The sequence below is a fragment of the Pseudomonas sp. ATCC PTA-122608 genome, assembly GCF_001952855.1.
GTDB lineage: Bacteria > Pseudomonadota > Gammaproteobacteria > Pseudomonadales > Pseudomonadaceae > Aquipseudomonas.
On record NZ_LPNO01000015.1, the window covers coordinates 1 to 23,617 of the forward strand.

16 protein-coding genes are annotated in these 23,617 nt (G+C 60.5%); 15 read left to right on the forward strand and 1 reads right to left on the reverse strand.

The window, feature by feature from the left end; translation table 11 throughout:
• Positions 1-193: integrase core domain-containing protein (locus AU074_RS15505; protein ID WP_143503588.1), on the forward strand; the 193-nt coding region annotated here is incomplete at its 5' end.
• A gap of 82 nt (positions 194-275) precedes the next feature.
• Here AU074_RS15505 and AU074_RS15510 read toward each other — a convergent pair.
• Positions 276-2,741: a penicillin-binding protein 1A gene (locus tag AU074_RS15510; RefSeq protein ID WP_371916627.1), complete on the reverse strand. Its 2,466-nt coding sequence runs from the start codon at positions 2,739-2,741 to the stop codon at positions 276-278.
• A 220-nt stretch (positions 2,742-2,961) separates the two neighbouring features.
• Between AU074_RS15510 and pilM the strand changes: the two genes are divergently transcribed.
• The 14 genes from pilM to gspE all read left to right on the forward strand — a co-directional run bounded on the left by pilM (position 2,962) and on the right by gspE (position 23,616).
• The gene (gene pilM, locus AU074_RS15515) at positions 2,962-3,615 is read left to right on the forward strand and encodes a type IV pilus biogenesis protein PilM (protein ID WP_076015526.1); all 654 of its coding nucleotides are present in this window, start codon (positions 2,962-2,964) and stop codon (positions 3,613-3,615) included.
• On the forward strand, positions 3,615-4,166 hold the full coding sequence (locus AU074_RS15520; RefSeq protein ID WP_076015443.1) for a PilN domain-containing protein: 552 nt from the start codon (positions 3,615-3,617) through the stop codon (positions 4,164-4,166). The genes pilM and AU074_RS15520 overlap by 1 nt, the downstream gene beginning before the upstream one ends.
• A complete protein-coding gene (locus AU074_RS15525; RefSeq protein ID WP_076015444.1) occupies positions 4,163-5,176 on the forward strand; it encodes a pilus assembly protein PilP in 1,014 nt (337 codons plus the stop codon). The genes AU074_RS15520 and AU074_RS15525 overlap by 4 nt, the downstream gene beginning before the upstream one ends.
• Positions 5,177-5,245: 69 nt before the next feature.
• Entirely contained in the window at positions 5,246-6,583 is a 1,338-nt protein-coding gene (locus AU074_RS15530) for a type IV pilus secretin PilQ (RefSeq protein WP_076015445.1), read from the forward strand.
• Between the two features lie 4 nt (positions 6,584-6,587).
• Positions 6,588-7,106, forward strand: coding sequence for a shikimate kinase AroK (gene aroK / locus AU074_RS15535; RefSeq protein WP_003209345.1), 519 nt, complete (start codon positions 6,588-6,590; stop codon positions 7,104-7,106).
• A 147-nt stretch (positions 7,107-7,253) separates the two neighbouring features.
• Entirely contained in the window at positions 7,254-8,354 is a 1,101-nt protein-coding gene (gene aroB / locus AU074_RS15540) for a 3-dehydroquinate synthase (protein WP_076015446.1), read from the forward strand.
• Between the two features lie 10 nt (positions 8,355-8,364).
• Entirely contained in the window at positions 8,365-9,930 is a 1,566-nt protein-coding gene (locus AU074_RS15545; protein ID WP_076015447.1) for an SPOR domain-containing protein, read from the forward strand.
• A gap of 351 nt (positions 9,931-10,281) precedes the next feature.
• The gene (gene gltB, locus AU074_RS15555) at positions 10,282-14,727 is read left to right on the forward strand and encodes a glutamate synthase large subunit (protein WP_076015448.1); all 4,446 of its coding nucleotides are present in this window, start codon (positions 10,282-10,284) and stop codon (positions 14,725-14,727) included.
• A 32-nt stretch (positions 14,728-14,759) separates the two neighbouring features.
• On the forward strand, positions 14,760-16,178 hold the full coding sequence (locus AU074_RS15560) for an FAD-dependent oxidoreductase (RefSeq protein WP_076015449.1): 1,419 nt from the start codon (positions 14,760-14,762) through the stop codon (positions 16,176-16,178).
• A gap of 243 nt (positions 16,179-16,421) precedes the next feature.
• Positions 16,422-17,489 carry a uroporphyrinogen decarboxylase gene (gene hemE / locus AU074_RS15565; protein ID WP_076015450.1) on the forward strand — a complete coding sequence of 356 codons (1,068 nt, stop codon included), beginning with the start codon at positions 16,422-16,424 and terminating at the stop codon, positions 17,487-17,489.
• A gap of 334 nt (positions 17,490-17,823) precedes the next feature.
• Positions 17,824-19,284 (forward strand): N-acetylglucosamine-binding protein GbpA, encoded by a 1,461-nt coding sequence (gene gbpA, locus AU074_RS15570; protein WP_076015451.1) that lies wholly within the window; start codon positions 17,824-17,826, stop codon positions 19,282-19,284.
• Between the two features lie 456 nt (positions 19,285-19,740).
• On the forward strand, positions 19,741-20,259 hold the full coding sequence (locus AU074_RS15575) for a type II secretion system protein N (protein WP_256576914.1): 519 nt from the start codon (positions 19,741-19,743) through the stop codon (positions 20,257-20,259).
• Positions 20,260-20,263: 4 nt separating this feature from the next.
• On the forward strand, positions 20,264-22,159 hold the full coding sequence (gene gspD, locus AU074_RS15580; RefSeq protein ID WP_076015453.1) for a type II secretion system secretin GspD: 1,896 nt from the start codon (positions 20,264-20,266) through the stop codon (positions 22,157-22,159).
• Positions 22,156-23,616, forward strand: coding sequence for a type II secretion system ATPase GspE (gene gspE, locus AU074_RS15585; protein ID WP_076015454.1), 1,461 nt, complete (start codon positions 22,156-22,158; stop codon positions 23,614-23,616). The genes gspD and gspE overlap by 4 nt, the downstream gene beginning before the upstream one ends.
• Position 23,617: the final 1 nt, after the last annotated feature.

Below are 23,617 nucleotides of genomic sequence, written 5' to 3' on the forward strand. Positions count from 1 at the left end.
GTGCTGGGACAACGCCCCGATGGAACGTTTTTTTGGCAGCTTGAAGTCCGAATGGGTGCCTGAGGGAGGTTATAGCTCTGAGTACGAGGCCCAGGTAGATATCAACCGATATGTGGCGCGATACAACAGCGTAAGGCGCCACAGCTACAACGGTTATCACTCACCGATAGCGGCGGAAAAGCTAGCAGCGTGAGAACCGAAAAGAATGTCCGAAATTACTGGACCAGTTCAAGCCCGCTCCCACATTGGATCTGCGTTCATCCCGCGGATCAGGGTTAGAACAAATCTATCGGTGCCGCCTCATCCGCCGGCAGCGGGCTGCCCGGTGCAACACCATTGCCCAACTCGTTGACCGACGGCGGCGTGTCCTCGCTCTTGAACAGCTCAAAGTACGCATTCGGCGTGCTCGGCGCTGCCGCACGACCGCTGACCGGGTCGATCCGCAAGCTGAGAATGCCTTCCGGCTCCGGCTGGGTATGCGGCGGCATATCCTTCAGCGCAGCACCCATGTAGCTCATCCAGATCGGCAGCGCGACGGTGCCGCCGAACTCCCGGCGACCGAGGCTTTCCGGCTGGTCGTAACCGGTCCATACAGTGGTCACGTAGTCGGCGTTGTAGCCCGAGAACCATGCATCCTTGGAGTCGTTGGTGGTACCGGTCTTGCCGGCGATGTCCGCGCGGCCCAAGGCCAGGGCGCGACGACCAGTCCCCTTCTTGATCACGTCTTCCAGGATGCTGTTGAGGATGTAGGTGGTGCGGCCATCCACAATACGTTCGGCCACGGCAGGCGCTTGCGGCGCGGCAGGTGTGGCAGGTGCACCCGCTGCCGGGGCTTCGCCTGGCGTCGGCTCGATGGTGATGCCGCCGTTGGTCGGTGCTGCCTGGCCGTCAGTGGCTGCGACGCCATTGACCACGTCGCCCGGTACCCGTGGCGGGTTGGCGGTGAACAGGGTTTCGCCGTTACGGCTTTCGATCTTGTCGATCAGGTACGGCGTGATCTTGTAGCCGCCGTTGGCAAAGGTGCTCCAGCCGGTGGCGATTTCCATTGGCGTCAGCGTGGCGGTACCCAGTGCCAGGGACAGGTTGGGCGGCAGGTCCGACTTGTTGAAGCCGAAGCGGGTGATGTAGTCGATGGTTTTGCCGACGCCCATTGCCTGTAGCAGGCGGATCGACACCAGGTTACGCGACTTGTACAGCGCCTCGCGGACGCGGATCGGGCCGAGGAAGGTGTTGGTGTCGTTCTTCGGGCGCCACACCTTGTCCAGGTACTCGTCGACAAACACGATCGGTGCATCGTTGACCAGGCTGGCGGCGGTGTAGCCGTTATCCAGGGCGGCGCTGTAGATGAACGGCTTGAAGCTGGAGCCCGGCTGGCGCTTGGCTTGGGTGGCGCGGTTGTAGTTGCTCTGCTCGAAGGCAAACCCACCGACCAGGGCGCGGATAGCACCGTTCTGCGGGTCAAGAGACACCAGGGCGCCCTGTGCCACGGGCACCTGGCTGAATTTCAGACTGTCGTCTTTCTGGCGCTGCACACGAATCAGGTCGCCGACCTGGGCCACGTCCGACGGCTGCTTGGGCATCGCACCCATGCTGTTGGTGTTCAGGAACGGGCGGGCCCATTTCATGCTGTCCCACGACACATGTTCTTCGCCGGTGCGGGTCAGTACCTGCACGCCATCTTTCTTCACTTGGGTGACGATGGCGGGCTCAAGGCCGCTGATCGGGCGTTGTTTGCCCAGCTCAACGGTCCAGGCGCTGAGGGTCTTGCCCGGCAGGCGAGATTCGGGGCCGCGGTAGCCGTGACGCTGGTCGTAGGCGACCAGGCCATCGTGTACTGACTTGTTGGCGATTTCCTGCAGGTTGCTAGGAATCGTCGTGGTCACGCGGAAGCCTTCGGTGTACGCCTCGCTGCCATAACGGCCGACCATCTCGGCACGGGCCATTTCGGCGATATAAGGTGCGTTCACTTCCGGCGTCGGCACGTGGTAGCTGGCGTTCAACGGCTCTGCCACCGCACTTTCATACGCGGCCTGGTCGATCTTGCCCAGCTTGTACATGCGGCCCAGGATCCAGTCGCGGCGTTCTTTGCTGCGCGCCGGGTTGGCCAGCGGGTTGAAGCGCGAAGGCGCCTTGGGCAGGCCGGCAATCATGGCCATCTGCGCCAGGCTGGCGTCACGAATCGACTTGCCGTAGTAAACCTGGGAAGCCGCCTCGATGCCGTAGGCACGGTTGCCGAGGTAGATCTTGTTGACGTACAGCTCAAGGATCTCGTCCTTTGTCAGCTGACGTTCGATCTGCAACGCCAGGAGAATTTCCGTGGCCTTGCGGGAAAAGCTGCGTTCGCTGGTGAGGAAGAAGTTCTTCGCGACCTGCATGGTGATGGTGCTGCCGCCGGACTGAATGTGTCCGCTTTTTACCAACTGCGTGGCGGCGCGCACCAGGCTGCTTGGGTCAACGCCATAGTGGTTGGCGAAATTATCGTCTTCAGCCGACAGCAGGGCGTTGATGAAATTGGGTGGAATGTCGGCGAAACGGATCGGGGTGCGGCGCATTTCGCCGAACTCCGCGATCAGTTTTTCATCGCTGCTGTAGACCCGCAAAGGAATCTGCAACTGGATACTTCTCAGGGCCTCTACGGAGGGCAAACCCGGACTAAGGTAGAGATAGGCCCCGCTGAGCACGAGCATCAGCCCGCAGACGATCGCGACAATGGAGTACCCGAAAAACTTCAGCAGACGAATCAAGGCTTTTGGATTTCCAAGGAAAAGAATGGGTTAGGCGTCGGGGCATGCACGGCAAGCGGTGGATCGACCCGGCCAGCAGATAAACGCGGGAAAAAACGCTGGGCATTAAAGCATTTTTCGGCTTCGGGCGTCATTCGTGCCGCTCACACAAGCCGACCGAATGCAGGAAGCCTGGCAACAATCAGTCCGTAAGACAGGGAAAGTTTTGGGGAGTTTTATGAGAAAGGGATTTTTCAGGCGAAAAGCCGATGCCGTCCTGGGTATCGACATCAATGACGCCGGCATCAAGCTGGTGGAACTGGAGGTTTCAGGCGTCGGCTACAGCGTCCGGGGTTACGCCACGCAGCAGTTGCCGGCCCATGCGGTGGTCGACAGCAGCGTGATGGACTTTGATGCCGTCGCACAGGCACTGTCCAGGGCGCTGGTACAGGCGCATACCTCGCTCCGACATGCCGCCGTCGCCGTCGCCGGGCCTTCGGTGATTACCCGTGTGCTCGAGATGGACGCAGGGCTCACTGAGGCTGAAATGGTGCGTCGAATCTACTCGGAAGCAGACCAGTACATTCCTTATCCGTTGGAGGATGTGGCCATCGACTTTCAGGTGCAGGGCCCTTCGTCCCGTGATCCTCAGTGCGTCGATGTGCTGCTTGTCGCCTGCCTCAAGGAACAGGTCGAGGCCCGTGAGGCGGTTTTGGCCCTGGCGGGCCTGGGGACGCGGATCGTGGATGTCGAAGCATTTGCATTGGCTCGCGCGGGCAGGCAGGCTTCGGACAGCATCACGCCGGGCCGTCGTGTCGATGGCGCGCAATGGGCCGTGGATGCCCAGGGAATGGGAGTGGCCTGCGGGTTGGCCCTGAGGAGTTTCGACTGATGACACGAATCAACCTGCTGCCGTGGCGCGCAGAACGGAATGAGCGGCGGCGCAAGTATTTTCTGGTGTTCTTGCTGGGTGCTGCGGCTGTGGCGCTGATTGCGGTGTGGCTGGCAGACCAGGTGATCGATCGCGCAATTGATCGGCAATTGGCCCGCAACAGCCAGTTGAGCCAGGGCGTGACCGGGCTCGACTCGCGAATGAAAGCGATCGACGAGCTGCATGAGCAACGCCAGCAGTTGATGGAGCGGATGAAAGTTGTGCAGGGTTTGCAGGACGACCGTTCGGCGGGTGCTCAGTTGCTGGATCAACTGGCCCGTGCCGTGCCGGAAGGTGTGCAATTGCGTGAAGTCAGCGTTGATGGTGGTTCTGTCTCGATCAGCGGCACTGCCGAATCGAACCAGGACGTTGCTCAGTTCATGCGTGGTCTCGAGGCTGCCGACGCCTTGCAGTCGCCCCGGCTTCAACGGGTTCGCGGCGCGCAAGCGGGCGACGGCAATGGCTTTCAGTTGACGGTTCGCCATGGTCATTCGGATGAGGCAGGCCAATGAGAGGGGCGTCAGGCCTGCCAAGGCTGACGGAACTCGACATCGCCCAGCTCTACCGAAACGCCGCCGACTGGCCGCTGCCGGGCAAGGCTTTGCTGGGTGGCGCGGTGGTTTGCCTGCTGTGGGTAGCGGGCAACACCTTCTACTTGAGCGGGGCACGAGAGCAATTGCGCCAGCTGGAAGCGCAGGAAGTGGCGCTTGAGCAGCAGGTTGCGTTGAAAACCGTCCAGGTTGCCGGGCTGGAATCTCAGGCCAGCGACCTCAACACGATGCAAGGCCGTTTCACCAACCTGTTGCGGCAGCTGCCTGCCGAGACCGAAGTGCCCGGCCTGCTTGAAGACATTGGCCGCCTGAGTGCAACCAATGGCTTGGTGCTGGAAGCCATCGACCTGCTGGATGACCAGCCTCGCACCCTGTACATCGAGTCGCCCATGCAGATAGGTGTCACCGGAGCCTTTCACGATCTGGCGGCGTTCATCAACGGCATGGCGGGCATGCCAAGGATTATCACGGTGCATGACTTGGCGTTCAGCCACGTTGATCCCTCAGGGTTGCGCCTCAGCCTGGTGGCGAAGACTTATCGCTACAACCATCAAGCGGGTGATGATCTGGAGGCTGATTTGCACCCACCGTCGCCGGCGCTCGCCGAGCCAGTTGCCTACGATTTTTCATCCTTGCGCGATCCTTTTCAGTCGCCCTCTCGTCAGATGGTGCGGCCCGCTGGGCGACCGGCCGCGGGACCTGATTTCGCCAGGCCGCGCGGAGTCCTTGAAAGCGTCGCCCTGGATCAGTTTGAAATGGTTGGAACCTTGTCCCTTGGTACACAAACCTTCGTGCTGCTGCGCGGCGCGTCGTCTGTCTATCGGTTGGCAATCGGCGATTACCTGGGGCCGGACCACGGGCGCATCACGGCAATCCACGACTCCCATGTCGAACTGGCCGAGCTTTTTCCGGATGGCCAGGGTGCTTGGCTGGAACGCTCGCAAACCCTTGCACTGAACGTGAACTCATAACGGAAACAAACAATGAAAAGGACTTTTTCGTCCTTCGGTGTGGCGCTATGGATAGCGTTCACGGCACCGATGGTCATCGCTGTGCCCAATCGAATCGACCTGATTCACCTGCCGCCACCTGGTAATACGCCCCTGAGTACCGAGCGCGTGGCATTTACCGGTTACAAGCTGTCCCTCAACTTCCAGAACATCGAACTGCGCGCGGTGTTGCAGCAGATTGCCGACGTTGCCGGCCTCAACCTGGTGGCCAGCGACGACGTGCAGGGTTCGATCACCTTGCGCCTCAAGGACGTGCCTTGGGATCAGGCGCTGGATCTGGTGCTGCAAACCAAGGGGCTGGATAAACGTGTGACGGCCAATGTGCTGCTGGTCGCGCCGGCCGAGGAGTTGGCCGCCCGCGAGTTGCTGGTGCTGGAGTCGCGCAAGCAAATGACCGAGCTGGCACCGCTGCGACGTGAGCTGCTGCAAGTGAATTACGCCAAGGCTTCGGACCTGGCCAAGCTGTTTCAGTCGGCCGTGGGCCTGGAAGGTGCCACCGATGAGCGCGGCTCGGTGGCGGTGGATGATCGCACCAACAACATCATCGCCTACCAGACCCAGGAGCGGCTGGAGGAGCTGCGCAAGATTGTGGCGCAACTGGATATTCCGGTAAGGCAGGTGATGATCGAGGCTCGGATCGTTGAGGCCAATGTGGATTACGACAAAAGCCTTGGCGTGCGCTGGGGTGGGCAGGTCAATCGGGGTAACTGGAGCGCTGGCGGGATCAGGAAACCGCTGGCCGAAGGCGCCGAGCCGCCTGAAAACCCGCCCAGCTCGCCGTTTGTGGACCTGGGTACGGTCAACGGCAGCGCCGGCCTGGGCATCGCCTTTATCACCGACAACCTGTTGCTGGACCTGGAGCTCACAGCCATGGAAAAAACCGGTAACGGTGAAATCGTCTCGCAGCCCAAGGTCGTCACTTCCGACAAGGAAACCGCACGAATCCTCAAGGGCACCGAGATTCCCTACCAGGAATCCAGCTCCACCGGTGCTACCTCGGTGTCGTTCAAGGAGGCCTCGCTGTCATTGGAGGTAACGCCGCAAATCACCCCGGACGGCTGGGTGAACATGGAGGTCAAGGTCACCAAGGACGAGCCTGACTACCTGAACAAACTCAATGACGTGCCGCCGATCAAGAAAAACGAGGTTAACGCCAAGGTGCTGGTGAGGGACGGCGAGACCATCGTGATTGGTGGAGTTTTCTCCAATACTCAAAGCAAAGTGGTAGATAAAGTGCCATTTTTGGGCGATGTGCCGTATCTTGGCCGCCTTTTCCGGCGGGATGTGGTTTCGGAGAAAAAATCCGAGCTGCTGGTATTCCTGACTCCGCGTATTATGAATAACCAGGCGATTGCTGTGAGTCGTTGATTCTGTGCGAAATTTGATTCTTGTTGGACCGATGGGGGCTGGAAAAAGCACCATCGGCCGTTTGCTGGCCAAAGAGCTGCGCCTGCCATTCAAAGACTCCGATAAGGAAATTGAATTGCGCACGGGCGCCAATATCCCGTGGATCTTCGATAAGGAAGGCGAACTGGGCTTTCGCGACCGCGAGCAGGCGATGATTGCCGAGCTGTGCGGCTGTGACGGCGTGGTATTGGCCACCGGCGGCGGCGCGGTGATGCGCGATGAGAATCGTCGGGCGCTGCATGCCGGCGGTCGCGTGGTTTATCTGCACGCTTCTGTCGAGCAGCAGGTGGGCCGCACCGCTCGCGATCGCAATCGCCCGTTGCTGCGTACCGCCGACCCGGCAAAAACCCTGCGGGACCTGCTGACGCTGCGCGATCCGCTGTATCGGGAAATCGCCGATCTGGTGGTGGAAACCGATGAGCGGCCGCCACGAATGGTCGTTCTCGACATTCTTGAGCGCCTGGCGCAGTTGCCACCCCGTTAAAGCCAGAGCCGAAATGCGCTATTCTCGGCGGCGCGTCATGACCGTCCGAGTTGTGGCGTAGAGCCATCAGGCAGCGTCAGATCCCGACGTTGCCGACAACGTTAACGTAGGGCAATACGCCTGCTTTCATCTTCAACGCGGGGACACATGCAGACACTTAAGGTCGATCTTGGCGAGCGCAGCTACCCGATCCATATTGGCGAAGGTTTGTTGGACCAGCCCGAGTTGCTTGCCCCGCATATTGCCGGGCGGCAAGTGGCGATCATCTCCAATGAAACGGTCGCGCCGCTGTATCTTGAGCGCCTGAGCCGCAGCCTCGCGGCGTATTCGGTGATCTCGGTGGTGTTGCCCGACGGCGAGGCCTTCAAGACCTGGGAAACCCTGCAACTGATCTTTGATGGCCTGCTGACTGCCCGTCATGACCGTCGCACCACCGTAGTAGCGCTGGGTGGCGGAGTGATCGGCGACATGGCCGGCTTCGCGGCCGCCTGCTACCAGCGCGGCGTGGACTTTATCCAGGTGCCGACCACGTTGCTGTCCCAGGTCGATTCGTCGGTGGGCGGCAAGACCGGCATCAACCATCCGCTGGGCAAGAACATGGTCGGTGCGTTCTATCAGCCGAATGTGGTGCTGATCGACACCGCCACCCTCAACACCCTGCCGCCCCGCGAGCTGTCGGCGGGCCTGGCGGAAGTCATCAAGTACGGCCTTATCTGCGACGAGCCGTTCCTGACCTGGCTTGAAGAGCATGTCGACGCCCTGCGCTCTCTCGACCAGGTGGCGCTGACCGAAGCGATTTCCCGCTCCTGCGCTGCCAAGGCGGTGGTGGTGAATGCCGACGAACGTGAGTCGGGCGTACGCGCTACGTTGAACCTTGGCCACACCTTCGGCCATGCGATCGAGACTCACATGGGCTATGGTGTGTGGTTGCATGGAGAGGCCGTAGCGGCTGGCACGGTGATGGCATTGGAGATGTCGCAACGCCTGGGCTGGATCAGCGCCCAGGAGCGTGATCGCGGGATCCGCCTGTTCCAGCGCGCCGGGTTGCCGGTCATTCCTCCCGAGGAGATGACTGAGGCAGATTTTCTCGAACATATGGCAATAGACAAGAAAGTGATCGACGGTCGACTGCGACTGGTGCTGTTGCGCCGAATGGGCGAAGCGGTAGTGACCGACGATTATCCGAAAGAGATTTTACAGGCCACGCTGGGAGCGGATTACCGCGCCCTGGCCCAGCTTAAAGGTTAATAAGATCCCGATGACTAGTTTGCATGCCGACGAGGCGTTCCTCGGCCATTACCAGTTAAGCCACGACCCTTTTGCTCCACGGGTGCCTGGTTTCAAATTTTTCCCTGCGCAACGCAAGCCGGTGCTCGGGCAGTTGCACCACCTCGCGCGCTACAGCCAGCTGTTGCTGGTGGTCACTGGCCCGTTGGGCAGCGGCAAGACCTTGCTGCGCCAGGCGCTGGTGGCCAGCACCAACAAGCAATCGGTACAGAGCGTGGTGGTTTCCGCCCGTGGTGCCGGTGATGCGGCGGGCGTGTTGCGCCAAGTGGCCCAGGCCCTGGACGTGTCCACTGCCGAGCCGAATGCGATCCTCAAGCAAGTGGTGCAACTGGGCTTGACCGGCCAGGAAGTCTATCTGCTGGTGGACGACGCCGAGCAGCTCGACGAATCCGCCCTGGAAGCGTTGCTGGCCCTGGCGGCCGGTACGCCTGAAGGTCGTCCGCATGTGTTCCTGTTCGGCGAGTCTTCGCTGATTGCCGAACTTGAGCAGATCAGCGGCGAGCAGGAACTGTTCCACGTCATCGAACTGCAGCCTTACGAAGAAGAAGAAACCCGCGAATACCTCGCCCAACGGCTGGAAGGCGCAGGGCAGGGCATCGAACTTTTCTCCGCTTCGCAGATCTCTGATATTCACGAAAGCTCCGACGGCTGGCCTGGCACCATCAACCAGGTTGCCCGCGATGCCATGATCGAAGCCATGATTGCCAGCCGCTCTGCGGTCAAGCGTCCAAAGATGGGGTTCACTATGCCTAAGAAGCACGTATTGGCAATTTCTGCCGTTGTCGTGGTCGCTGTCGCCGCCGCCTGGTTGATTCCAGGTCGCAACAAGGCCCCGACCACCGCTGGCGCGCCAACCGAACAGGCGCAGTTGCCACTGGGCAAACCAACACCGAACGTTGAGTTCGCCAACTCCGGCCAACCGACCAACTTGCCGATGGTTGGCCAGCCAGTGATGCGCGGCCCGCTCGCCGAAGAAGCCGGCGGGATTTCCGAAGGCGACGATGGCGTGCCGGTAGAGGGCTCCAGCGCCACGCCGCCGACCGTAACCACCACCGCGCCACCTGCGGGCGTGCCGGCGGGTCAGCCAGCTGCCAAGCCGGCACCGGCACCGACGCCTGCGCCGGCTCAGGTCGCTACCGCCAAGCCAGCGCCGGTTGCGAAGCCAGTAGCTCCGGCGCCGGTGGCCAAACCAGCGACTGCCGCCAAGCCTGCTGAAAAACCTGTGACCGTAGCCAAGGCCGGCGCCGCCGGCAGCAGCTGGTACACCAGCCAGCCTACCGGTAACTTCGTGGTGCAGATCCTGGGTACCAGCTCCGAAGCCAACGCCCAGGCGTTCGTGAAAGAGCAGGGCGGCGAGTACCGTTATTTCAAGAAAGTGCTCAACGGCAAGCCTCTCTTCGTGATCACTTACGGCAACTTCTCCAGCCGCGCAGCAGCTGAATCCGCTATCAAGGCCTTGCCAGCGAAGGTTCAGGCTGGTAAACCTTGGCCTCGCACTGTCGCCAGCGTCCAACAAGAACTGGCAACAACTCGCTGAAGATCCGGCGGCCTTACCCAGGCCGCCCTCTCGGCACCTCAAAAAAAAACAACACAGCGTGCAGCCCTGAAGGCCGCGCGCTTTGTGGTGTCTGCGTCACAGTAGCTTTTGAGTCGTAGCGGTCAGAATTAAAAAAGTTTTGACTAGCACAGCATATCGCTTTAAACCTTTCATAAATGCGACATAGATTTGCGACATTTCGTCGCTAAATTTGTGAGCGTCTGTGTCGGTGTGTACAATGACCTCCCTTTTGCCCCCGCTAAGCCGGCGTACGTTCGGCGTGGAAGGTAACCGGTTGAATTGAAAAGAAATTTGCCTCGAAATAAGAGGCAGCCTGGTGAGAAAGTGTCTATGAAAGCAGGTCTGTACCAACCCGATGAATTCAAGGATAACTGCGGTTTCGGCCTGATAGCCCATATGCAGGGCGAGCCCAGTCATACCCTTTTGCAAACGGCCATCGAGGCCCTGACCTGCATGACCCACCGCGGTGGGATCAACGCCGACGGCAAGACCGGTGACGGTTGCGGCTTGCTGATTCAAAAGCCCGACCAGTTCCTGCGCGCAGTCGCCAAGGAGCATTTCGGCGCCGATTTGCCCAAGCAATACGCCGTGGGCATGGTGTTCTTCAACCAGGACCCGGTAAAAGCCGAAGCCGCTCGCGAGAACATGAACCGCGAGATCCTGGCCGCCGGCCTGCAACTCGTCGGCTGGCGCAAAGTGCCGATCGACACCAGCGTACTTGGCCGTCTGGCCCTGGAGCGCCTGCCGCAGATCGAACAAGTGTTCATCGCAGGCGACGGCCTGAGCGACCAGGACATGGCGATCAAGCTGTTCACATCGCGTCGTCGTTCGTCCGTGGCCAACGCCGCCGACACCGACCACTACATCTGCAGCTTTTCCCACAAGACCATCATTTATAAAGGCCTGATGATGCCGGCGGATCTGACCGCCTTCTATCCAGACCTGAGCGATGAGCGCCTGCAAACCGCAATCTGCGTGTTCCACCAGCGTTTCTCCACCAACACCCTGCCGAAATGGCCGCTGGCCCAGCCATTCCGCTTCCTCGCCCACAACGGCGAGATCAACACCATCACCGGCAACCGCAACTGGGCCGTAGCTCGTCGCACCAAGTTCGCCAACGACCTGATGGACCTGGAAGAGCTCGGCCCGCTGGTCAACCGCGTGGGTTCTGACTCCTCCAGCATGGACAACATGCTCGAACTGATGGTCACCGGCGGCATCGACCTGTTCCGTGGCGTGCGCATGATCATTCCGCCCGCGTGGCAGAACGTTGAGACCATGGACCCCGACCTGCGGGCGTTCTATGAGTACAACTCGATGCACATGGAACCGTGGGACGGCCCGGCCGGCGTGGTAATGACCGACGGTCGCTACGCCGTGTGCCTGCTCGACCGTAACGGCCTGCGCCCGGCGCGTTGGGTGACCACCACCAACGGCTTTATCACCCTGGCGTCGGAAATCGGCGTGTGGAACTACAAGCCGGAAGACGTGATCGCCAAAGGCCGTGTCGGCCCGGGCCAGATCCTGGCCGTGGACACCGAAACCGGTCAGATCCTCGACACCGATGCCATCGACAACCGCTTGAAGTCTCGTCATCCGTACAAGCAATGGCTACGCAAGAATGCCCTGCGCATCCAGGCAACCATGGAAGACAACGACCACGGTTCGGCTTTCTACGACGTCGACCAGCTCAAGCAGTACATGAAGATGTACCAGGTCACCTTCGAAGAGCGTGACCAGGTGCTGCGCCCCTTGGGTGAGCAGGGTTACGAGGCCGTCGGTTCCATGGGCGACGACACGCCAATGGCCGTGCTGTCCCAGCGCGTGCGCACGCCGTACGACTATTTCCGCCAGCAGTTCGCCCAGGTGACCAACCCACCGATCGACCCGCTGCGCGAAGCCATCGTGATGTCCCTGGAAGTGTGCCTCGGTGCCGAGCGCAACATCTTCCAGGAATCGCCTGAGCACGCTTCCCGCGTGATCCTCAGCTCGCCGGTGATTTCCCCGGCCAAATGGCGTTCGTTGATGACCCTGGATCGCCCGGGCTTCGACCGGCAGATCATCGACCTGAACTACGACGAGAGCCTCGGCCTTGAAGCCGCTGTGCGCAACGTCGCCGATCAGGCTGAAGAAGCCGTGCGCGCCGGTCGTACCCAGATCGTGTTGACCGACCGTCATATTGCCCCGGGCAAGCTGCCGATCCACGCCTCCCTGGCCACCGGCGCAGTGCACCACCGCCTGACCGAAAAAGGCCTGCGTTGCGACTCCAACATCCTGGTTGAAACCGCCACAGCCCGCGATCCGCATCACTTTGCGGTATTGATCGGCTTCGGCGCTTCGGCGGTGTACCCGTTCCTCGCGTACGAAGTACTCGGCGACCTGATCCGTACCGGTGAAGTCCTGGGCGACCTCTACGAGGTGTTCAAGAACTACCGTAAAGGCATCACCAAGGGCCTGCTGAAGATCCTGTCGAAGATGGGCATCTCCACCGTCACTTCGTACCGTGGCGCACAGCTGTTCGAAGCCATCGGCCTGTCGGAAGAAGTCTGCGACATGAGCTTCCGTGGCGTGCCAAGCCGCATCAAGGGCGCACGTTTCGTCGACATCGAAGCCGAGCAGAAAGCCCTGGCAGCCGAAGCCTGGAGCGCGCGCAAGCCGATCCAGCAAGGCGGCCTGCTGAAGTTCGTCCACGGTGGCGAATACCACGCCTACAACCCGGACGTGGTCAGCACCCTGCAAGCTGCCGTGCAGCAGGGCGACTACGCCAAGTTCAAGGAATACACCGCGCTGGTGGATAACCGCCCGGTGTCGATGATCCGCGACCTGTTCAAGGTGAAAACCCTGGACACGCCGCTGGCCATCAGCGAGATCGAGCCACTGGAATCGATTCTCAAGCGTTTCGACTCCGCCGGTATTTCCCTGGGCGCCTTGTCGCCTGAGGCTCACGAAGCCCTGGCCGAAGCCATGAACCGCCTGGGTGCGCGTTCCAACTCCGGCGAAGGCGGTGAAGACCCGGCGCGCTACGGCACCATCAAGAGCTCGAAAATCAAGCAGGTCGCCACTGGCCGTTTTGGTGTAACTCCGGAATACCTGGTCAACGCCGAAGTGCTGCAGATCAAGGTTGCCCAGGGCGCCAAGCCGGGTGAAGGCGGGCAACTGCCAGGCGGCAAGGTCAATGGCCTGATCGCCAAGCTGCGTTATGCAGTGCCGGGCGTGACCCTGATTTCGCCGCCGCCGCACCACGACATCTACTCCATCGAGGATTTGTCGCAGCTGATTTTCGACTTGAAACAAGTCAACCCGCAGGCCCTGGTCTCGGTGAAACTGGTGGCAGAAGCCGGCGTGGGCACCATCGCCGCCGGTGTGGCCAAGGCCTATGCCGACTTGATCACCATCTCCGGCTACGACGGCGGCACTGGCGCTTCGCCGCTGACCTCCATCAAGTACGCCGGTGCGCCGTGGGAACTGGGCCTGGCTGAAACGCACCAGACCCTGCGCGGCAACGACCTGCGCGGCAAAGTCCGGGTGCAGACCGACGGTGGCCTGAAGACCGGCCTCGACGTGATCAAGGCCGCGATCCTCGGCGCCGAAAGCTTCGGCTTCGGCACCGCGCCCATGATCGCCCTGGGCTGCAAATACCTGCGCATCTGCCACCTGAACAACTGCGCCACCGGCGTGGCGACCCAGAACGAGAAGCTGCGCAAGGACCACTACATCGGTACCGTCGACATGGTGGTGAATTTCTTCACCTACGTCGCCGAAGAAACCCGTGAGTGGCTGGCCAAGCTGGGCGTGCGTTCGCTGGAAGAGCTGATCGGCCGTACCGACCTGCTGGACATCCTCGAAGGCCAGACCGCCAAGCAACAACACCTGGACCTGACGCCGCTGCTGGGCAGCGATCACATCCCGGCGGACAAGCCACAGTTCTGCCAGGTTGAGCGCAACCCGCCGTTCGACAAGGGCCTGCTGGCCGAGAAGATGGTCGAGATGGCCACTTCGTCGATCAACGACGCAAGCGGCGGCGAATTCGCTCTGGATATCTGCAACTGCGACCGTTCCATCGGCGCACGTATCTCCGGCGAAATCGCGCGCAAGCACGGCAACCAGGGCATGGCCAAGGCGCCGATCACTTTCCGCTTCAAGGGCACCGCTGGCCAGAGCTTCGGCGTGTGGAACGCCGGTGGCCTGAACATGTACCTCGAAGGCGACGCCAACGACTACGTGGGCAAGGGCATGACCGGCGGCAAGCTGGTGATCGTTCCGCCGGTCGGTAGCGTCTACAAGACTCAAGACAGTGCCATCATCGGCAACACCTGCCTGTACGGCGCAACCGGCGGCAAGCTGTTTGCTGCCGGTACGGCCGGTGAGCGGTTCGCAGTGCGTAACTCCGGTGCCCACACCGTGGTTGAAGGCACCGGCGATCACTGCTGCGAATACATGACCGGTGGTTTTGTCGCGGTGCTGGGCAAGACTGGCTACAACTTCGGTTCGGGCATGACCGGCGGTTTCGCCTACGTGCTCGACCAGGACAACACCTTCGTCGACAAGGTGAACCACGAGTTGGTGGAGATCCAGCGGATCAGCGGCGAAGCGATGGAATCCTATCGCAACCACTTGCAGCATGTGCTGGACGAATACGTTGAGGAAACCAACAGCGAATGGGGTCGTAACCTCGCTGAAAACCTCGATGACTACCTGCGTCGTTTCTGGCTGGTCAAGCCCAAGGCTGCCAACCTGAAATCGTTGCTTTCCAGCATCCGTGCCAACCCGCAGTGATATGCGCCTGAAGAGTTTGATGAGGTTTTAACATGGCTGAACGTCTGAATAACGACTTCCAGTTCATCGATGTCGGGCGCAAAGATCCGAAGAAGAAACTGTTGCGTCAACGCAAGAAAGAGTTCGTGGAAATCTACGAACCCTTCAAACCCCAGCACTCGGCCGATCAGGCCCACCGCTGCCTGGGTTGCGGTAACCCGTATTGCGAATGGAAGTGCCCGGTGCACAACTTCATTCCGAACTGGCTGAAGCTGGTGGCCGAGGGCAACATCCTCGCCGCCGCCGAGCTGTCGCACCAGACCAACACCCTGCCGGAAGTGTGCGGCCGGGTGTGCCCGCAGGATCGTCTGTGCGAGGGTGCGTGCACTCTCAACGACGGCTTCGGCGCGGTGACCATCGGTTCGGTGGAGAAGTACATCACCGACACCGCGTTCGCCATGGGCTGGCGCCCGGACATGTCCAAGGTCAAGCCGACCGGCAAGCGCGTCGCGATCATCGGCGCGGGCCCTGCGGGCCTGGGCTGCGCCGACGTGCTGGTACGTGGCGGTGTGACCCCGGTGGTGTTCGACAAGAACCCGGAAATCGGTGGCCTGCTGACCTTCGGCATCCCCGAGTTCAAGCTGGAAAAAACCGTACTGAGCCATCGTCGCGAAGTCTTCACCGGCATGGGTATCGAGTTCCGCCTCAATACCGAAATCGGCAAAGACGTGACCATGGAACAACTGCTCGAAGAATACGATGCCGTGTTCATGGGCATGGGCACCTACACCTACATGAAGGGCGGCTTTGCCGGTGAAGACCTGCCGGGCGTGTACGACGCTCTGGACTTCCTGATCGCCAACGTCAACCGCAACCTGGGCTTTGAAAAGTCGCCGGAAGATTTCGTCGACATGAAAGGCAAGAAGGTCGTAGTGCTGGGCGGTGGTGACACTGCGATGGACTGCAACCGCACTTCGATTCGCCAGGGTGCCAAGTCGGTGACCTGTGCCTACCGTCGTGACGAAGCCAACATGCCGGGCTCGCGCAAAGAGGTGAAGAACGCCAAGGAAGAAGGCGTGAGATTCCTCTACAACCGCCAGCCGATCGCTATCGTCGGTGAAGACCGCGTCGAAGGCGTGAAAGTGGTCGAGACCCGTCTCGGCGAACCGGACGCCCGTGGCCGTCGCAGCCCTGAGCCGATCCCGGGTTCCGAAGAGATCATCCCGGCAGACGCCGTGGTCATCGCCTTTGGTTTCCGCCCAAGCCCGGCGCCGTGGTTCGAGCAGTTCGAAATCCAGACCGACAGCCAGGGCCGCGTGGTAGCCCCGGAACAAGGCCAGTACAAACACCAGACCAGCAACCCGAAAATCTTCGCCGGTGGCGACATGGTTCGCGGGTCTGATCTGGTGGTGACGGCCATCTTCGAAGGCCGCAACGCCGCCGAAGGTATCCTGGATTACCTGCAGGTCTGACCCCGATCCTGGATTGAAATGGGATCAAAATGTGGGAGCGGGTGTGCTCGCGAATGCGGTATATCAGTCACCAGATGTGTTGGCTGACCCACCGCTTTCGCGAGCACGCCCCGCTCCCACATTTGTTTTGCGACACTTTCATATCCGCGACAAATTGACCCGATAGACAAAAGGCACGGCTCTTGCCGTGCCTTTTGCGTCGCGCTCTGAGAAAATGCCCGCACTTTTTTTGCGGATGCCGACATGACTGCCCTCAAGAACGACCGTTTCCTTCGTGCCCTGCTCAAGCAACCCGTGGACGTCACCCCTGTGTGGATGATGCGCCAGGCCGGTCGCTACCTGCCGGAATACCGCGCCAGTCGCGCCCACGCCGGCGACTTCATGAGCCTGTGCATGAACCCGGAGTTCGCCTGCGAAGTCACCATGCAACCGCTGGACCGCTATCCACAGCTGGACGCGGCCATCCTCTTCTCCGATATCCTGACCATCCCTGACGCCATGGGCCAAGGCCTGTACTTCGAAACCGGCGAAGGCCCGCGTTTCAAGAAAGTCGTCAGCACCCTGGCCGACATCGAAGCCCTGCCGATCCCTGATCCACACAAAGACCTCGGTTACGTGATGGACGCCGTCAGCACCATCCGCCGCGAGCTCAATGGCCGCGTGCCGCTGATCGGCTTCTCCGGCAGCCCGTGGACCCTGGCCACCTACATGGTCGAAGGCGGCTCTTCGAAAGACTTCCGCAAGACCAAGGCCATGCTCTACGACAACCCGCAAGCCATGCACCTGCTGCTGGACAAGCTGGCGCAGTCGGTCACCTCCTACCTGAACGGCCAGATCATGGCCGGCGCCCAAGCGGTGCAGATCTTCGATACCTGGGGCGGCAACCTGTCGGCGGCGGCGTATCAGGAATTCTCCCTGGCCTACATGCGCAAAATCGTCAGCGGCCTGATCCGCGAACACGAAGGCCGCAAAGTGCCGGTCATCATGTTCACCAAGGGCGGCGGCCTGTGGCTGGAAAGCATCGCCGACGCTGGCGCCGACGCGCTGGGCCTGGACTGGACCTGCGACATCGGCGAAGCCCGTCGCCGCGTGGGCAGCAAAGTCGCGCTGCAAGGCAACATGGACCCGACCGTGCTGTACGCCAAGCCGGAAGCCATCCGTACTGAAGTGGGGCGCATCCTCGCCAGCTACGGCAAAGGCAGCGGTCACGTATTCAACCTCGGCCATGGCATTACGCCGGAAGTTGATCCAGAACACGCAGGCGCGTTCCTGCGGGCGGTGCATGAGCTGTCGGCGCAATATCACGAGTAATCTCCCCGCATGAATGAGATCACCCTCTTTTTAGCAAGAGGGTGATCTTTCAGAATCAATATTTATCTATTGCGTTATTCTTCGGAAAGTTATTCTTTTCGGAGTTTTGTGCGTGTGTTTTTTCGGTTATAAATGCAGGGTGTTGTAAGAGTTATCTTTCGGCTAGGTAGTACATTGTTAGTTTAGGAACTTTCAAATGGTTTAAATAGATTTATCCTACATAAGTTTTATTTGTGCTCCGTAAAATTCCCTCTCGATCAATCAGTATTAAGAAAACGCAGTCCGTTTCATTTAGCACGGGTTTTGTTGAATAGTGATGAAGAGTATGAATTTTATGAATGAAAAAAACGTATTGCAGTGGGGTGGTTTATCTTCGTTGGCCTTGCTGAGTGTATTGCTGATGCCCGCGCAAACCGCGTTGGCTCATGGTTACTTGAATGATCCTCCGTCGCGGGCGTTTCTCTGCCAGAAAGGCTTGAACAAGGACTGCGGCGGTGCTCAGTACGAACCGCAAAGCGTCGGTGAAACCTTCAAGGGCTTTCCAGCCGGTGCAGGCGGGGCGCCCTTGCAGGGACCGGTTGACGGCAAGATCGCCAGCGGCGGCATCGGCCTGTTCTCGGCCATGGACGCGCAGTCCGCAACCCGCTGGCACCAGACCGAGATAAAAGACCGAAACATTACGTTCTCCTGGCACTACACCGCAGCCCATCCGGCCACCAAGCACGAGTACTTCATCACAAAAAATGGCTGGAACCCGAACGAATCGCTCAAGCGTGCTTCGTTTGAGAGCACACCTTTCTGCACCAGGGATGGCGGCAATGTCCTGCCGGTTTCCGGTGAGAGGCAAGCGTGTGTAATCCCGCAAGACAAGAACGGGTCACACGTGATCCTGGGGGTCTGGACCGTTGGCGACACCGATGCTGCGTTTTACAACGTGGTCGACGTGAATATCCTCGCCGAGCCAGAGTTGCCAGGTGGCTGGACGAACGTGGGCAGCATCAGTCCCTCGGCTACCTTGCTCCCGGGCGACAAGGTCAAGGCGCGGGCGTTCACGACCAGTGGCGAGAGCGCTGCGCACACCGTGGAAATCGGTATCGACAATGCGCAGGAAGGCCTACCGCAGAACTGGGCGTTCAAGTTGGCTGAAAAAATCAACGCCACCCAGACCCTGATTCAAGCGGGTATACGCAACGAGCAGGGCGGCATTGCCCCGGTCAAAGGTCAGAATAATCTGTTCGCACAGAAAGACAGTGGCGTAGTCCGCTACGAACTGGCGCTGGACGTTAAGGAAGACACCGAAGCCCGTATGGCATTGTCGGCGATTGCCAGCGAGTACGTCCTGGAAAAGGGTCTGACAAAGATGCGCTTTGCCATGATCGCCAACCGCGACATGAATATCGAAGCCACCTTGTTCAATACCAGCAACAAGCCCGTAGGCACGATCAAGACCCTGGCGAAGGGCAACAGCAACTGGCTTGAAATGGATGTACGCAGTGAGCCTGGCATTCACCACATGATACTGCTGGGTACTACCGAAGATGGCCGCACCACTCGCCAAGACACCCAGCCGGTGAACCTGACAGGTGAGGGTGGCGCGAAGGACTATCACTTTGTATTCCCTGACGGCCTGGCCAGTTATGAAGCCGGCACCCGTGTACTGCACCCGCAAACCGGTGAAGTCTATGAGTGCAAGCCGTTCCCGGCATCGGGCTATTGCAAGCAATACATTCCAACCGCAAATGGTTTTGAACCGGGTGTAGGCCATCACTGGCAAACCGCCTGGGACCCCATCTAAACGTTGTGCTGAACAGGCCCAGGGCAAGTTGCTTTGAACTTGCCCTGGGCAGCTTTTGCTGAACAGGTAGTTGATGAATATTGGGTTTCAGCAGATGAAGAGTTTTGGTTATTCAAAGGCTCAGACTGCACTTCATTGGCTGTCGGCTGTTGTTGTCGTGTGGCTATTGTTCTTCGGGCCTTATGTCTCGCAACTTACAGTTGAATGCTTAACTGCGCAGCGGGCAGGGTTTGTTAATGGGGCGTTGGCTACATTATATATTCCAATAGTTGTGGGGCTTTACTGTTCTTTTTTTCAAGGCTGCTCGTGTCTTGGCAGTAAACGCTCCCGTGCTGTTGATCTTGGTGACCCTGCACATTGGTGCGGTGATCAAGCACGCCCTGTTCGGTCTTCGGGTACTCAGAAACATGGCTTTTCGTTAGTCGAGCTGCAAGTGACAACGTGGTGAAGCATTCAATGTCACGTTTTCTCCTGCTCAAGGTGCTCGCCATGACCCTGACCAGTGGCTACGGGCTGATGTTAGCGTGGCAGGAATGGCAGTTTCGCCAAGGGCAGGCGGCGGTCGTCCAGGCGCCTGTGCCCGTGAATACCGTGCAGGTGCCCGCCCCCCTCAACACCCTGGCCGTAGCGACTGTACTGGGCCTGACAGCCCACGGCAGCCTTTTGAACAGCGCCGAACCGCTGACCTTGCGCGGCACTTTGATAGCCAGTGACAGCGAGTCCCGTGCGTTGCTGGCCGGGCCTGAAAGTGAACGTTTTTACCGGGCCGGCGAGCGGTTGCCCGGAGGCAGTCTGTTGCGCCGCGTTGAGCCGGGGCACGTAGTGCTTTGGCGGCAGGGGCGTGAAGAGGTGTTGAGGCTGCGGCCGGTTGGCGAGCGTTTTCTCCAGGTCCTCGAGTCGCCGCCTGCAGAGGCACTCCCGGACCCCACTGCACGTCATCTAAGGCCAATGGCCGAACAACCCAGGAGTGATTAAGCCCATGAACACCTTGAGGTGTCACGTCATGCGCTGCATTGTCGGCGTGGCCTGTATCGCCACCTTGTTCAACCTGGGCGCAGTGCAGGCACAGGAACAACGCTGGCAGTTGACGATGAACAATGCCGAATTGCGCGATGTGGTCGAGGAAATATCCAGCATTCTCGGCACTACGGTGATCCTCGACCCGAAAGTCCAGGGCCGAATTACCGTCATGTCCCGTCAGGCGCTGGACCGCGAAGGCGTGCGGCGGCTGTTCTACAGCGTGCTGGATGCCCATGACTTCAGCGTGATCGATCAGGGTGACCAGATCCTTATTGTCCCGGTCGCACACGCCAAGTCGCGATCCGGGACTGAGAATGGGCGCACACCTGCCTCTGCGCAGTTCATCACGCAGGTTATGCCGCTGGGCATCAGCAATGCTTCTGATTTGGCCGGCCTGGTGCGACCGCTGATCTCACCCAACGGCTATGTTGGCCCGTCGGTATCGGCCAATGCACTGGTGGTTACCGACACAGCATTTAACGTGCGTCGCATTGGTGAGGTCGTCCGGCAGCTGGACTCGGGCGCAAGGAATACCCATGAGCTGGTGGAGGTGCGCCACGGCGTGGCGGCAGACATCGCACAGCTGATGGAGGCGTCCATCGGCAAGCAAAATGCCGACAGCGGGATTCAGGTGCTGGCCGATACCCGCAGCAACCGACTGCTGATCGTCGGCCCGCCGGTTGTGCGCCAACGCCTGGTGCAACTGGCCCGCAGCCTGGACACCTTGGCCCCGGCGCGGCTGGACAATGCCGGGGTGATCCGCCTGCGCTACAGCGACGCCAAACAATTGGCCGACGTGCTCGACACCCTGGGCCAAGGCATGAAGCAACCCACTTCTACCAGCCTGAAAGACAGCGCCGGTGCCACGCCCTTTATGGTGCGCGCCGATGAAAACCAGAATGCCCTGGTTATCGTTGCCGAGCCTGCGCAGTTACGTACCCTTGAGGGGATCGTCCGAGAATTGGACCAGCCACGGGCCCAGGTGTTGATTCACGCGGCCATCGTCGAAATCTCCGGGGATATTTCCGAAGCACTCGGCGTGCAATGGGCATTGAACGGCAACAAATCCTCGGGGCTTATCAACTTCCCCGGTACCGGATTGCCGGTTGTCGGGGGCCTCAAGCTTGACGAAAAAACCATCGTTCCAGAAGGCGCCGTGCTCAAGCTGGGAGGCGATCATTTCAGTGCATTGGTGACGGCCCTGGCGAGCAACAGCCGCAGCAACCTATTGTCGACTCCCAGCCTGCTGACCCTGGACAACCAGCAGGCGGAAATCATCGTCGGCCAGAACGTCCCGTTCAAGACCGGCTCCTATGCCACCAACAGCAGCGGTGCAGACAATCCCTTTACCACGGTCGAGCGCAAGGATGTTGGCATCAGCCTCAAGATCAAGCCCTATATCAATGAAGGCTCGACCCTGCGCCTGGAGGTCGAGCAGGAAGTCTCCGATATTGCACCGGCGGTCTCCGGCGTCGACTCCTCGGACCTGATCACCAACAAGCGCGCGCTCAAGAGCACGATCCTGGCCGATGATGGTGAGATCATCGTGATCGGTGGCTTGATCAAGGACAGCGTGCGCACCCAGCAAAGCGGCGTGCCGTTGCTGCGCGATATTCCGTATCTGGGGGCGTTGTTTCGCTGGAGCAGGGACACCCAGACGAAAAGCAACTTGATGGTATTCCTGCGCCCGACCATCGTGCGCAGTGGGCAGGACCTGTCCGGCATCAGCCAGCAGCGTTATCAGGACCTGCGGGAACTGAGCCGGCCGACGCCACGGCAAAATCATTCGCTGCAGTTGCCCGACGACGCCGGACAATTATTCGACCTGCGTCAGCAGGAAGCTGCGGAGCAATGAAGCCGTTGCCCTTCGGCTTTGCCCGGCGTTTCGGCGTGTTGCTCGAAGGTGTGGCGCCGCAACAGCACCTGTTGGTTCGCAATGACGCGCCGTTGTCGGCCCTGGCCGAAGTCCGTCGCCTGATGGGGCGCGAGCTGCCGCTGCAGGTCATCACCGCCGAAGCGTTTGCGATACGCCTGGCCGAGGTTTACAGCGAGGGGCAGAGCGCCGCCGAGCAAGTAGCCCAAGGGCTCGACGATGAGCTGGACTTGCTCAGCCTGGTGGACCAGGTGCCGCAGACCGCCGACTTGCTCGAGCAGCAAGGCGACGCGCCGATTATCCGGCTGATCAACGCCTTGCTCAGCGAGGCGGTGCGAGAAAAGGCCTCGGATGTGCATCTGGAAACCTTCGAGCACACGTTGTCGGTGCGCATGCGAGTGGATGGGCAACTGCGGGAAATGCTTCGCCCAAGGCGCGAGTTGGCGACGCTGCTGGTGTCGCGGATCAAGGTCATGGCGCGCCTGGATATCGCCGAAAAGCGTGTCCCCCAGGACGGCAGGATGGCCCTGCGCCTGGCGGGCCACGAAGTGGATGTGCGGGTTTCCACGCTGCCCTCGGCTCACGGTGAACGGGTGGTGTTGCGCCTGCTGGACAAGCACGCCGGCCGCCTGCAATTGACCCGTTTGGGCATGTCGCCGCAGACCCTGGCCGGGCTGCATTTTCTGCTGGGCAAACCCCATGGCATCTTTCTGGTGACCGGCCCCACCGGGTCGGGCAAAACCACCAGCCTGTATGCCGCGCTGACCCACCTCAATGACCAGACTCGTAACATCCTCACCGTCGAAGATCCGATCGAGTATCACTTGCCGGGCATAGGCCAGACACCGGTCAATCCGAAGGTCGAGATGACGTTTGCCCGCGGCTTGCGCGCGATCCTGCGCCAGGATCCGGACGTGGTGATGGTCGGCGAAATTCGCGACAGCGAAACCGCTGAAATTGCGGTCCAGGCCTCGCTCACCGGGCACTTGGTGCTGTCGACCCTGCATACCAACAGCGCCATCGGCGCCGTCACCCGGCTGGTGGACATGGGCGTTGATGCCTACTTGCTCGCTTCATCCCTGGTCGGGGTGTTGGCCCAGCGGCTGCTGCGCACACTTTGCCCGGCCTGCAAGGTTCCGGTTATGGCGGACGCCGCTGTGTGCCAGCGCCTGGGGCTCGATGCGGGGCAGTCGCCCCAGCTGTTCAGGCCCGGAGGCTGCGGGGATTGCCAGCAAGGGTATCGCGGGCGCATTGGCATCTATGAACTGGTCAGCGTGACACCGGCGCTGTCCGCGCTGATTCATCAGGGCGCCAGCGAGCAAGCGCTGTTGGCCGAGGCGCGCGTTGCGTCTCCCAGTCTGTTTCAGGATGGCCGCCGGCTGGTTCTTGACGGACTGACCAGTGTCGATGAGCTGCTGCGGGTCACTCAGGAGAATTAGG

Excerpts from the sequence above, each read along its gene's own strand:
- AU074_RS15520 (WP_076015443.1), top strand. The coding sequence starts at position 3,615 with ATGACACGAATCAACCTGCTGCCGTGGCGCGCAGAACGGAATGAGCGG.
- hemE (WP_076015450.1), top strand. The coding sequence starts at position 16,422 with ATGACTGCCCTCAAGAACGACCGTTTCCTTCGTGCCCTGCTCAAGCAA.
- AU074_RS15530 (WP_076015445.1), top strand. The coding sequence starts at position 5,246 with ATGGTCATCGCTGTGCCCAATCGAATCGACCTGATTCACCTGCCGCCA.
- AU074_RS15545 (WP_076015447.1), top strand. The coding sequence starts at position 8,365 with ATGACTAGTTTGCATGCCGACGAGGCGTTCCTCGGCCATTACCAGTTA.
- gltB (WP_076015448.1), top strand. The coding sequence starts at position 10,282 with ATGAAAGCAGGTCTGTACCAACCCGATGAATTCAAGGATAACTGCGGT.
- pilM (WP_076015526.1), top strand. The coding sequence starts at position 2,962 with ATGAGAAAGGGATTTTTCAGGCGAAAAGCCGATGCCGTCCTGGGTATC.
- AU074_RS15560 (WP_076015449.1), top strand. The coding sequence starts at position 14,760 with ATGGCTGAACGTCTGAATAACGACTTCCAGTTCATCGATGTCGGGCGC.
- aroB (WP_076015446.1), top strand. The coding sequence starts at position 7,254 with ATGCAGACACTTAAGGTCGATCTTGGCGAGCGCAGCTACCCGATCCAT.
- gspD (WP_076015453.1), top strand. The coding sequence starts at position 20,264 with ATGAACACCTTGAGGTGTCACGTCATGCGCTGCATTGTCGGCGTGGCC.
- gspE (WP_076015454.1), top strand. The coding sequence starts at position 22,156 with ATGAAGCCGTTGCCCTTCGGCTTTGCCCGGCGTTTCGGCGTGTTGCTC.
- AU074_RS15575 (WP_256576914.1), top strand. The coding sequence starts at position 19,741 with ATGTCACGTTTTCTCCTGCTCAAGGTGCTCGCCATGACCCTGACCAGT.
- AU074_RS15525 (WP_076015444.1), top strand. The coding sequence starts at position 4,163 with ATGAGAGGGGCGTCAGGCCTGCCAAGGCTGACGGAACTCGACATCGCC.
- gbpA (WP_076015451.1), top strand. The coding sequence starts at position 17,824 with ATGAATGAAAAAAACGTATTGCAGTGGGGTGGTTTATCTTCGTTGGCC.